A 13,343-nucleotide genomic window follows, 5' to 3' on the forward strand; every position below is an offset into this window, starting at 1 on the left:
TCAGTCACGATGATGTCGACTGATTCGCCGCCTTCGCGAGCAAGCCCGCTCCCACAGGGGGTATCGTTCGGCCTTGAAGCGTCAACGGAACGTTGTTTTTACCCATCCCGGCAATACCGCTGATCAGTTACTCCAGCTTTTTGACACTTTCCCCGATATGCGGTCACAACTTTTGCGTTCCGTTGGGTCATAACACCGAGGTCGTCGATGGAATGTTGGCGTCTACCGAGGTTTAAGCCTGATACGGAGATAAGCTCATGATTTTCAACGTACAAAATTTTGGCGCCAAAGGAGATGGCATCACCGACGACACGGCAGCCATCCAAAGTGCGATTGATGCGGCGGCCGCGGCCGGCGGTGGGCAGGTGTACATGCCCACCGGCACCTACATCGTTTCGGGGGGCGAGGAACCTTCCGATGGCTGCCTGATGCTCAAGAGCAACGTCTACCTGTACGGCGACGGCATGGGCGACACCACGGTCAAGCTGGCCGATGGTTCCGACACCAAGATCACCGGCATCATCCGCTCGGCCTATGGTGAAGAAACCCATGATTTCGGCGTGAGCAACCTCACCATCGACGGCAACCGCGACAGCACCACCGGCAAGGTCGATGGCTGGTTCAACGGCTATATCCCCGGCGAAGAAGGCTACGATTCCAACGTCACCCTCGACAGCGTCGAGATCAAGGATTGCTCCGGGTACGGTTTCGACCCCCACGAGCAGACCGTCAACATGGTTATCAAGAACAGCGTGTCCCACGGCAACGGCCTGGACGGCTTCGTCGCCGACTTCCTCAGCGACAGCACCTTCGAAAACAACATTGCCTACAACAACGACCGCCACGGTTTCAACGTCGTCACCAGCACTCACGATTTCACCATGACCAATAACGTCGCCTACGACAACGGTGGCAATGGCATCGTGGTCCAGCGCGGCAGCGAGGACATCCCCTCCCCCAGCAACATCACCATCACGGGCGGCGAGGTGTACGGCAACGGCGCCGAAGGCGTGCTGATCAAGCTCTCCAGCGAGGTCACCGTCACCGGCGTCGATATCCATGACAACGCCAGCGCCGGGATCCGCATCTACGGCAGCAACCACGTCGAGGTCATCGACAACACGCTCAACAACAATTCCCTGGGCGGCGCCGTACCGGAAATCATCATCCAGTCCTACGACGATACCCTGGGCGTGTCCGGCAAGTATTTCAACGGCAGCGACAACCTCATCCAGGGCAACATTATCAGCGGCAGCGACCTGTCGACCTACGGTGTCGCCGAGCGCAATGAAGACGGCACCGACCGTAACGCCATCATCGCCAACACCATCAGCCACACGAGCAAGGGCGCCACGCTGGTCTACGGCGACGGCAGCTACGTCAGCGCCACGGTGCCAATGACGACCGTGCAAGGTACGGCGGGCAACGACATCCTGACGGGCACCAGCGCCAGCGAGATTTTCTATGGCGCGGCAGGCAACGACACTCTCAACGCCGGGGCCGGAAGCGACATCCTGGTAGGCGGCGCGGGCATCGACAAACTCACCGGCGGCACCGGCGCCGATACGTTCCGGTTCGTCGCGCAGTCGGACAGTTACCGCAACGCGACGACAAGCTTCGATGACACCATCACCGATTTCGACGTCACCCAGGACAAGATCGACCTCGCCGGCCTCGGTTTCACCGGCCTGGGCAACGGCCGCGGCGGCACCCTGCAAGTCAGCTACAGCGCCAGCAACAACCGGACCTACATCAAGGACTTCGACGCCGACGCCAGCGGCAACCGCTTCGAGCTGATCCTCACGGGCAACCTCGCCAGCACCCTGACCGCCAATAACTTCATCTTCAACCGGGTGATCACCGGCACCAGCGGCAGCGACTCGCTGTTGGGCAGCGATGCGGCCGACACCCTGCTCGGCCTGGCGGGCAACGACAGCCTCAGTGGCGGCGCCGGCGACGACAAGCTCGACGGCGGTGCCGGCATGGACACCCTCACCGGCGGCACGGGCGCGGACACTTTTGTGTTCGCCAATCGCCTGGACAGCTACCGCAACTACAACACCGGCGGCGCCAATCTCGGCGACCTGATCACCGACTTCAACATCAGCGCCGACAAAATCGATCTCTCGGCCATGGGCTTCACCGGCCTGGGAGATGGCAAGAACAACACCGTGTACCTGGTGCTCAACAGCGCAGGCACCAAGACCTACATCAAATCCCTGGAGGCCGACGCCAACGGCAACCGCTTCGAAGTAGCACTGGACGGTAATTACCTCAACACCCTGACCAGCGCCAACTTCGTCTTCGCCACGTCCTCGCCGACCAACCAGGCGCCCGTGCTGGCCACGCCGTTGCTGGACCAGAACGCCACTGAAAACACCCCGTTCAACTACGTGGTGCCGGCGACCAGCTTCACCGATCCGGATAACGACAGCCTCAGCTACACCGCCAGGCTCGCCAATGGCAGCGCCCTGCCCAGTTGGCTGACCTTCGATGCGGCCACCCGCACCTTCAACGGCACGCCACCCGATACGGCATCGGGCACCTACTCGATCCAGGTCACCGCGACCGATGGCAGCAACGCCACCGTCAGCGACAGCTTTACGCTCGCCGTGCAGGACGTCCCCGCCGCCATTGTGATCAATGGCACACCGAACAACGACACGCTGACCGGCACCGCAGCCAATGAGCAACTGTTCGGTGGCGCGGGCAACGACACCCTCAACGGCGGCGCCGGCAACGATATCCTGGTCGGCGGCACCGGGGTCGACAAGCTCACCGGTGGCACGGGCGCCGATGTGTTCCGCTACACCTCCAAGCTCGACAGCTACCGCACCAGTTCCACCAGCGCCAGCGACCAGATCCTCGACTTCGACGTGGCCGCCGACAAGATCGACGTTTCCGCGCTCGGCTATACGGGCCTGGGCAACGGGCTCAACGGTACCCTGCAGGTCACCTACAGTTCGTCGACCAACCGCACCTACCTCAAGGACCTGACGGTGGATGCCAACGGCAACCGGTTCGAGATTTCCATGGCGGGCAACTTCGTCAGCAGCCTGACGGCCAGTCACTTCGTCTTCGCCGACCAAGGCACCCCCACCAATGTGGCGCCCGTGGTGGTCACCCCACTCCTGGACCAGAACGCCAGTGAGAGCACGCCGTTCAAATACACCGTGGCCAGCAACAGCTTCAGCGACGCCAACCAGGATGTGCTGACCTACACCGCAACCCTCGCCAACGGCAACGCCCTGCCCGCCTGGCTGAGTTTCAATGCCACCAACCTGACCTTCAGCGGCACGCCCACCAGTACCGCGGCGGGCAACTACGACGTCTTGGTCAAGGCCACCGATCCGTCAGGCGCCTCGGTCAGCGACAACTTCACCCTGGTGGTCGCCGATGCGCCCGCCAACACCATCACTGGCACCGCCAACGCCGAGACACTCAATGGCACGACGGGCGCCGACCTGATCCTCGGGCTTGGCGGCAACGACACGATCAAGGCCGGCACCGGTGCGGATATCGTCGATGGCGGTGCCGGACGCGACTCGCTGTACGGCGGTGATGGCGCCGACACGTTTCGCTACAACAACCTGTCCGACAGCTACCGCGACTACGACACCGGTGGTGTCACGGCCACCGACACGATTTACGATTTCACAGCCGGCGTCGACAAAATCGACGTCTCCGGGTTGGGTTTTCTTGGTCTCGGCGACGGCACCAACAGCACCTTGTACATGACTCTCAACGCGGCCGGCGACAAGACCTACGTCAAGTCCGCCGAAGCCGACGCCGATGGCAATCGCTTCGAGATCGCCCTCAATGGCAACTACCTAAACACCCTTACCGCCAACGACTTCGTCTTCGCCGAGCGCGCCCAGCAGGACATCCTCTACCTGCCAACCCTGGGTCAATCCAACGCGCGCCTGCTGCGCATGAGCGAGGACGATGATCAATCCGGCACTTCGATGCTGGTCAACGACCTCAACCGCTACACCACCTACGACGTGCGCAGCCAGTTCAACGATGCCGATGGCAACGGCATCGACATCGCGGTGGGCGGTAGCACGGTCAACGGCCTGTCCACCCTCAGCGCCGAGGAACTCAAGCTGTGCTGGTGGTTGACCGACACCAACCAACCCGGGGCGGCACTGTTGCGCGCGGTGACGTTGCTGCGCGACCAGCGCACCGAATTGCAGTCGATCGATAACGTCACCATGGGCATCATCTGGGGCCAGGGTGAAGAAGCCGCCCAGGAAATCGCCCGTGCCACGGACAAGGCCGCAGCGGCGGCGGCGTACAAGGCCGCGACCTTGAAGGTATTCGACTACCTGCATGCCCAGTTCGGCAACTTCAGCGTGTACCTGATGGAAACCGGTCATTACTCAGAGGACGCGGCCCGGGCCCGGGGTTATTCAGAAGAGAAGATCGCTGCCATCGTCGAGGGCGTCGGTTATGTCCGCGCCGCCCAGGAGGCCATGGCCGCCGAACGCGCCGACGTCAAGCTGGCGGTGGACTACACCGACCTGCCGTTGCGCTATGAAGTCGATCCGCTGGTGTATCCCGATGACGTCTGGCACCTGCACGAGGAATCGGCGGAGATCGTCGGCCAACGCCTGGCGGACTACATTGCCAATGACCTCGGCTTCCAGGGCAACCCCGACGACAATAACAGCGTGCAGGACATCTTCAACAAAGGCCAGAACCAGGGCGGGATGATCGCCGGCACCGACCAGGACGACACCCTGGTGGGCAGTGCGGGCAACGACAACCTGGATGGCGACTTGGGCGCCGACACCTTGACCGGTGGCGATGGCAACGACATCTACGTGGTCGACAATGCGTTCGACAGCGTGGTGGAAACCAACACCTCGACCGCGCAGATCGATACGGTGCAAGCCTCGGTCAGTTGGACGCTGGGGGCCAATCTCGAGAACCTGGTGCTCACCGGCGTGTCGGACATCGACGGCACCGGCAACGAACGGCGCAACTTCATCACCGGCAATGTCGCCAACAACGTGATCGACGGCGCCGCCGGGGCTGACAGCATGAGCGGCGGCGATGGCAACGACACGTATTTTGTCGACAATGCCGACGACAGCGTGATCGAGACCAGCACCAACGCAGTGACCGGCGGGATCGACAGCGTGCACAGCAGCCTGGCGGCCTACACCTTGGGCAGTAACGTCGAGAACTTGTATGTCGATAGCCCCGGCGCCGCCAATGGCACCGGCAACGCCTTGGACAATACGTTGTTCGCCAGTGCCGGCAACAATGTCCTGGATGGACGCGATGGCATGGATACGGCGAGCTATGAACGGGCACTGTCCGGCGTGACCGTCAACCTCTCGACGTCGGCGCAGCAGAACACCGTGGGTTCCGGGCTCGACACCTTGAAATTCATCGAGAACCTGGTAGGCAGCGCCTCCGCCGACACGCTGTCGGGGAACAGTGCGGCAAACGTCCTCGACGGCGGGGCCGGCAACGATACGTTGGTGGGCGGTTCGGGCGATGACCGCTTGATCGGCGGCGCAGGCACCGACAACCTCACCGGCGGCACCGGCGCGGACACCTACGCGTTTGGTGCGCTGTCGGACATGGGCGTCGGGGCTTTGCGCGATGTGATCAGTGGTTTCAAGAGTGCCGAGTTCGACAAGTTGGACCTCACCGACCTGGACGCCAACCCACTGACCGCCGGGGTCGATGCCTTCACGTTCATCGGCAGTAACGCCTTCGACGCCAGCAATGCCACCGGCCAGTTGCGCTTCGTCGATGGCGTCCTCTCCGGCAGTACCAACGCCGACGCCACCCCCGAGTTCGAATTCGAACTGGTCGGCGTCAAGGAGCTGCACGCCAGCGACTTCACTGCCTGACCCAAGCCCCCTCCGGGGGGGCTTGAGCTGAAAAACCCAAGACAACCGCAGACCAGAACTGTGGGAGCGGGCTTGCTCGCGAAGGCGCCGGCACATCCAACAGGGATGTTGACTGACACACCGCTTTCGCGAGCAGGCTCGCTCCCACAGGAGTCGTGTTGTGCGTGAAAAATTCAGGTCAACCACAGGGGATCTGTTGTGCCTGAAAAATCCAGGTCAACCACAGGGGATCTGTTGTGCCTGAAAAATCCAGGTCAACCACAGGGGCTCTGTTGTGCCTGAAAAATCCAGTTCAACCGCAGATCAAAACTGTGGGAGCGGGCTTGCTCGCGAAGGCGCCGGCACATCCAACAGGGATGCTGACTGACACACCGCTTTCGCGAGCAAGCCCGCTCCCACAGGAGTCGTGTTGTTCCTGAAAAACCCAGGTCAACCACAGGGGCTCTGCTGTGCCAGAAAAACCCAGGGCAACCACAGGGGCCCTGCTGTGCCAGAAAAATCCAAGTCAACCACAGGGGCCCTGCTGTGCCAGAAAAATCCAAGTCAACCACAGGGGCCCTGCTGTGCCAGAAAAACCCAGGGCAACCACAGGGGCCCTGCTGTGCCAGAAAAACCCAGGGCAACCACAGGGGCCCTGCTGTGCCAGAAAAATCCAAGTCAACCACAGGGGCCCTGCTGTGCCAGAAAAATCCAAGTCAACCACAGGGGCCCTGCTGTGCCAGAAAAATCCAAGTCAACCACAGGGGCCCTGCTGTGCCAGAAAAACCCAGGGCAACCACAGGGGCCCTGCTGTGCCAGAAAAACCCAGGGCAACCACAGGGGCCCTGCTGTGCCAGAAAAATCCAAGTCAACCACAGGGGCCCTGCTGTGCCAGAAAAACCCCAGGGCAACCACAGGGGCCCTGCTGTGCCAGGAAAATCCAGGTCAACCACAGGGGCTCTGCTGTGCCTGAAAAATCCAGGTCAACCACAGGGGCTCTGCTGTGCCTGAAAAATCCAGGTCAACCACAGGGGCCCTGCTGTGCCAGAAAAACCCAGGGCAACCATGATCAAAACTGTGGGAGCGAGCCTGCTCGCGAAGGCCCCGGCACATCCAACAGGGATGCTGACTGACACACCGCTTTCGCGAGCAGGCTCGCTCCCACAGGGGGTTTGTGGTGCCAGGAAAATCCAGGCAACCACAGGGATGCTCAAACTTGAACCCAGGCTTGTCTAGAACAGGCTTTGCACCTGCTCCAGCACTGCGCGGTTCATCTGGCCGGTGTGGGTGTGCAGGCTCACATAGCTTTGCAGCATGTCGAGCTTGGTGTTGAGCAGGTCCCGGCGGGCCTGGAACAGTCGCTGCTGGGCGTCAAGGATATCCACCGTGGAACGCACCCCGCCCTGGAAGCCTTTTTCCGTCGAGGTCAGCGCTCGCTGGTTTGACTCCACCGCCCGCTGCATGGCCTTGCTCTTGGCGAACCCGGCGACGACGCCCAGGTAATCGGCCTCGATGTCCTCGGCCAGCTGCTGGCGCTGCACGTCGTAGTCAGACTGTGCACCCGCCAGTTGCGCTTCGGCCTTGGCCACCGAGGCCCGTACCGCCCCGCCGCGGTACAGCGGAATGTCCAACTGCACCCCCACATAATAGGTGTCCTGGCGCGGGTCGAGTTCCTGGTATTGACGGGTTTCACGGCGGGTCAACTGAGTGGTCAATGACAACGTCGGATAATGACCAGCACGCTGACTGTCGGCCTGGGCCTCGGCGACTTTCACCGCTGCCAGCCGAGCGGCCAGCTCGGGGCTGGCCTGACGGGCAATCGCGGTCCAGTATGGCAAGTCCTGCTCCGGCGGGATCGGGCTACCGGCGGCCAGTTCCTCGCGCATCGGCAGGATGTCATCGATGGGCACACTGGCCCGCCCGGACAACGCCCGCAATGCCGCCACGCGACGGGCCTGGGCTTCGGCTTCCTGGGCCTGCACCAGGTCGAGCCGCGCCTGGGCCTCGTCGATATCGGTAATCGCCCCCTGGCCGCCCTCATAAAGCTTTTTGCTCTGGATGACCAAGCCTTGGATCGCCGCCTTCTGCTGCTGGATCAGCTTGATCTCGTTCTCGGCCCGGGCGACGTCGAAATACCCCTTCGCCACTCGGTCATACAAGGTCTGGCCGGCCACGTCGAACACCTGGGTGCCCAGTTTCCCCCGCGCCTTGCCTTCCTGGTACGCCGCCCAGCGGGCCTTGTCGTAGAGCGGTTGTTGCGCCGCCAGGGTGACGTTGTTCGCCTGGTAATCATTGCTGTTGACGTAACTGCTGTCGTCGCCGCCGTCGGTCCGCCCACCGTAGCCATAACGCGAGGACAGCGAGACTTGCGGATAGAGGCCGCCGCGACCGATGTCCTCCTCGTGCCGCGAGGCTTCAAAGGCGTGGGCCGCCGCTTGCACGGTCGGATCGTTGAGGCGCGAGGCATCGTAGGCAGCGGTGAGGCTCAAGCCACTCTCCGCGGCCCACACAGGACTGAGCACCACCCAACCGGTCCACAGGCTTAGCAGTACACGCACGCAAGAGCGGCAACGGTCGACCATGCTCATTCCTCCTTGAAGGCTGCCAGCAAGCGTTCACGCAACGGTTTCATCAGGTAATTCATCAAGGTGCGTTCGCCCGTCACCACCGTGACATCGGCAAGCATGCCGGGGCGCACCAGCAGGCCGGCGCTTTGCAACGCGGCCACGGTGTCGGCGGGAATCTCGACCTTGGCGGAGAAGTACGGTAGGTGCGTCTGCTCGTCGATCAGTTGGTCGGCCGACACGGTCGTCACGGTGCCGGTGACCGTCGGCGTATCCACCCGTTGCAGCGCGGTGAAATGCACGTGCACCGGCAGGCCCGGGCGCAGTTTGTTGGCCATCAGCGGCTCGAAGCGGGCGGTGATCGCCATCGGCGCATCCAGCGGCACCACTTGCATCAGGGTCTGGCCAGCCTGCGCCACGCCGCCGACCGTATGAATGCTCACGTCCATTACCTGCCCGGCCACCGGTGCGCGGATCGCACCGTTGTCCACTTCGAACTGCAAGGCCCGGATCTGATCGGCATAACCGGCCGCCTCGGCCGAGACCTCGCTGAGCTGCGTCTCGGCATCGCGGCGAAATTCCTGCTGCGCCTGCAAGGCCTTGAGCCGGCTTTCGTTGATCGCCTGGCGGGTCCTGCCGACATCCCCCACGCCGGAGGCGATCTGCCCCGCCAACTGGGCCGCGTTGCGCTCGGCCTCGAACAGTTTGTTGCGCGGAACGTAGCCTTCCCGGGCCAGGTCACGCAGGCCTTCAAGCTCCTGCTGCTGAAAACGCATCTGCGCGTCGTAGTTGCGCTTGACGCCTTCGTAGCCCAGCAACTGTTGCTGCAACGCCGCGACTTCGTGCTCGATGATCTGCAAGCGGCTGCCCAGCTCCGCACGACGTGTGATGAACAACTGACTCTGCAAGGCCATGGCCGCCTTCACTCGTGGCTCGTCGGCGCGCGCCAGCAGCTGCGCAGGCCATTGGATCTCGGCGCTGCCCAGGCGCTCGGCAATCAGGCGTGCCTCGATGCTGCGATCATTGAGCAGCTTGCCCAGGGTCACGTCCAGTTGCGACTGCGCTTGCACCGTGTTCAGTTGCACGAGCAATTGCCCCTGGGTAACCCGGTCGCCATCGCTCACCAGCAGCTTTTCCACCACTCCGCCGACCAACGACTGCACCGCCTTGCGCTCCCCCGCCACCACCACGGTGCCGCTGCCCACCACTCCCTGGTCGAGTGGCGCCAGGCAGGCCCAGAGCAGGAAACCGCCCAGCGTCAGGACCAGGAATCCCACGCCATAACGCGCCGCATTCCCGGCATCAGTCCGAGCGCTGGGTAGTGTCGTGGTGCCGCGCACGCTCAGCCCCTGCTCGCTGTAGGTCTGTGCCTCAGGGATCAGATCACGCATCGCCGCCCGCCTCCCGGACCGCGGCCGGTCGCGGCCCCGGCATCAGTGCCTTGAGCACCCGGTCCCGAGGGCCGAACGCTTGTTGAGTCCCGTCCTTCAACACGAGGATGTGATCGACCACCGCCAGCACACTGGGCCGATGCGTGATCAAGACCACAGTGCTGCCGGCCGCCTTGAGGGCACTGATGGCTTGGACCAGCGCCAGCTCGCCGGCGTCATCGAGATTGGAGTTGGGTTCATCGAGCACGATCAGCGAGGGCCTTCCGTAGAGCGCGCGCGCCAGGCCCAGGCGTTGTTTCTGCCCACCGGACAAGCCAAGCCCGCCGGGGCCCAGCGGCGTGTCGTAGCCCTTGGGAAACCGCAGGATCATTTCGTGGATACCGGCATGCCGTCCGGCAGCGATGATCTGGTCGGCGTCCTGCTCACCGAAACGGGCGATGTTGTCGGCGACCGTGCCGTCGAACAACTCGATGTCCTGGGGCAGGTAGCCGAGGTGCGGGCCCAGGGCGTCGTGGGACCACTGGCTGATCTCGGCATCGTCCAGGCGCACCGACCCGCCCATGGCCGGCCAGACCCCGACCAGGGCGCGGGCCAGGGTCGATTTGCCACTGGCACTGGGCCCGACCACGGCCAGCACGTCGCCCTTGGCGAGGCTGAAATTGATCCCGCGCAGGATCGGTTGCGAAGCCCCCGGCGGGCCGACATACAACTGCTCCAGGCGCACCGCCCCGGTGGGCGGCGGCAATGGCATGCGCAAGCGATCACGAGGGTGCTGCGCCAACAGTTGGCTCAGGCGCTGGTAGCTCTGGCGCCCGGAATTGAATTGCTTCCACGAGCCGATGGCGATTTCCACCGGCGCCAGGGCTCGCCCCAGCAACAGCGACATCGCAATCATCATGCCCGCCGACAGTTGGCCTTCCAGTACCAGCAAGGCCCCCAGCCCGAGGGCCAGGGATTGTCCGGAAATCCGCACGAAACGCGTCGCCGAGGTGATGCGCGCACCGCGGTCGCTGGCATGGGCCTGGGCGGCAATGATGCGCTGCTGCAACAGGCTCCAGCGCTGGCGCAACGGCCCGAGCATGCCCAGGGCCTGGATGACTTCAGCGTTGTGCAACGTGCTGTTGACATAGATTGACGACTGCACCCCCAGGCGATTGGCTTCGCCCAGGCGCGTACGTGTCGCCAGTTCGCCCCACAGCGCCAAGCCGATCAGCACCAGGGCGAGCACCAGCGTCAGCACGCCGAACCAGGGATGGAAGATGAACGCCACCAGCAGGAAGATCGGCAGCCAGGGTGCGTCGAGCAGCGCGATCAGGCCCTGCCCGGTGATCAACTGCCGCAGTGTCGCCAGGTCATTGAGCACCTGCGCCGGGTTAGCGTTGTGTTCCCGCAGGCTGCGGGCGAAGGCGGCGTCGAATACCCGCTCGCCCAAGGCATCGTCCAGCCCCGCGCTCATGCGAATCATCACCTCGCCGCGCACCCACTCGATCAGGGCACTGAACATGAACAGTCCCAGGGCCATCAAGGTGAGCATGAACAAGGTGGTTTCGTTACGGCTGGTGAGGACCCGGTCGTAGACCTGCATCATGTACAGCGACGGCACCAGCACCAGCAAGTTGATCACGCCACTGAACAGCGCCAGGGCCCAGAACACCCGGCGGTAGCTCAGCAAGGCAGCATCGATGTCATGACGTGGATCGAGTAGAAACCCCATGGGAAAATCGCCTGCAAGAGAAAGGGTCGGTCCAGGACGCAATCCATCGCAAAGCTCTTTTCCCCGAAAGTGCTCGAGAAAAACCATCCAGCTGATATGCCGATAACAGGGACGATCCTCATCCCCACAGACGCCAATTACTGACAACGCGACCGCGGGTTAGTGCCGGTTCGCAGGGCTGGGTTTGCAAGTGGGTGACAGGCGGAAGGGCCGCGCTTCAAGACTGGGGTTTTTACGTCTTGAATGGGCTGAAAAGAGGGTTTGTTGACGCCAGTAACGTGGCGTCAACAGGGGTAAAAAATGAGGGATCAGCCGAGGGAAGCGACACTCTCGGGCTGGGGTGGATGCCGCGACGTCGCCAGGCCGATAAACGAAATGATCAGCGCCAGGCCCAGGGTCGTGCTCACCTCGCTGCGGTGCTCGGGCGAGATCATCATGACCGCCAGCGCCGCCGAAATGAACACGATGACCAACCAGGTCAACCAGGGGAACAACCACATGCGAAGAGGCAGCTCGATGTTCTGTCGTTGCAGCATCCGGCGCATGCGCAGTTGCGAGATGGCGATCACCAGGTACACCAGCAAGGCGATGGCACCGGAGCTGGCGAGCAGGAACTGGAACAGGCCGGCGGGCATGAAGTAGCTGAACAAGGTGACACCCGCGCCCAGCACGGTACTGGCAATCACCGCGGACCGTGGCACACCGGCCGAGGACGTCACCTTCACGGCCTTTGGCGCATCGCCGCGACGGCCCAGGGAATACAGCATCCGCGAGGCGATGTAGATCGAGGAGTTCATGCAACTGGCCACGGCAATCAGCACCACCACATCCACCAGGAATTTGGCGTGGGGAATGTTCATCAACTCAAGCGCCCGCTGGTAGGAGCCCACTGAAGCCAGGAGTGGATCGTTCCACGGCACCACGGAAATGACCACGAAGATCGACAGCAGGTAGAACACACCGATGCGCCAGATCACCGAACGGGTGGCCTTGGCAATGTTCTGCGCGGGGTTGTCGGATTCAGCCGCCGCGATGGTCACCGCCTCCGTACCGATGAAGCTGAACATGATGGTGATGAACGCGCCCACTACCGCCGACAGGCCGTTGGGGGCGAACCCGCCATGCTCCTCCATCAACCGGCCCAGGCCGCTGGCTTCGCGCTCGGGAATCCAGCCCATCAGCACTGCGAAACCCAGGGAGATAAAACCAATGATCGCCACGACCTTAGCCATGGCGAACCAGAATTCGAACTCACCGTACTTCGACACGCTGAACAGGTTCGTCACCGCCAGCAAAACGATCGACACCGAGGCGAACAGCCAGGCATCGACGGCGGGAAACCATTGGTTGAGCACATGGCCGGCGGCCAACGCTTCGATGGGAATCACCAGCACCCAGAACCACCAGTAGAGCCACCCGATGGTGAAGCCGGCCCAGCGCCCGATGGCCTGGTCGGCATAGGTGGAGAAGGAGCCAGTGTCCGGATTGGCGACCGCCATCTCACCCAGCATGCGCATGACCAGGACCACCAACGTCCCGGAAAACAGATAGGCCAGCATGACGGCCGGGCCGGCGGCGGCAATGGCATGACCCGATCCCACGAACAGACCCGCACCGATGATCCCGGCAATGGACAGCATGGTGACGTGACGAGGCTTGAAGCCCTGTGCCAGATGGCCGTTCGAATCCTTGAAGCTGGGGCTGGTCATTTTCTTATTCTCTTGTGATCGAACATTGAGGCGCGCGCAGGAACAATCGGTGTTTCGGTTTTTCCGCCCCTCCTGGAAGCGGCACCATCAGATTTGTATTGATCCACCCTGGGCGA

General features: G+C 62.8%; 5 protein-coding genes. 1 reads left to right on the forward strand and 4 read right to left on the reverse strand.

The window, feature by feature from the left end:
• The first annotated feature begins 257 nt into the window (after positions 1-257).
• Positions 258-5,870, forward strand: a complete 5,613-nt coding sequence (locus M1D99_RS17885) for a putative Ig domain-containing protein (RefSeq protein WP_458130538.1) — start codon at positions 258-260, stop codon at positions 5,868-5,870.
• 1,211 nt (positions 5,871-7,081) lie between these two features.
• Here the strand turns inward: M1D99_RS17885 and M1D99_RS17890 are convergent.
• The 4 genes from M1D99_RS17890 to M1D99_RS17905 form a co-directional block, all read right to left on the reverse strand.
• Positions 7,082-8,431: a TolC family outer membrane protein gene (locus M1D99_RS17890; RefSeq protein WP_434570795.1), complete on the reverse strand. Its 1,350-nt coding sequence runs from the start codon at positions 8,429-8,431 to the stop codon at positions 7,082-7,084.
• A gap of 2 nt (positions 8,432-8,433) precedes the next feature.
• A complete protein-coding gene (locus M1D99_RS17895; protein ID WP_186710289.1) occupies positions 8,434-9,804 on the reverse strand; it encodes an HlyD family type I secretion periplasmic adaptor subunit in 1,371 nt (456 codons plus the stop codon).
• Complete coding sequence (locus M1D99_RS17900; protein ID WP_458130539.1) at positions 9,797-11,518, reverse strand: type I secretion system permease/ATPase; 1,722 nt, start codon at positions 11,516-11,518, stop codon at positions 9,797-9,799. The genes M1D99_RS17895 and M1D99_RS17900 overlap by 8 nt, the downstream gene beginning before the upstream one ends.
• A gap of 308 nt (positions 11,519-11,826) precedes the next feature.
• Positions 11,827-13,227 (reverse strand): amino acid permease, encoded by a 1,401-nt coding sequence (locus M1D99_RS17905; protein ID WP_434570798.1) that lies wholly within the window; start codon positions 13,225-13,227, stop codon positions 11,827-11,829.
• Positions 13,228-13,343: the final 116 nt, after the last annotated feature.

This window comes from Pseudomonas sp. R3-41, from assembly GCF_054161485.1.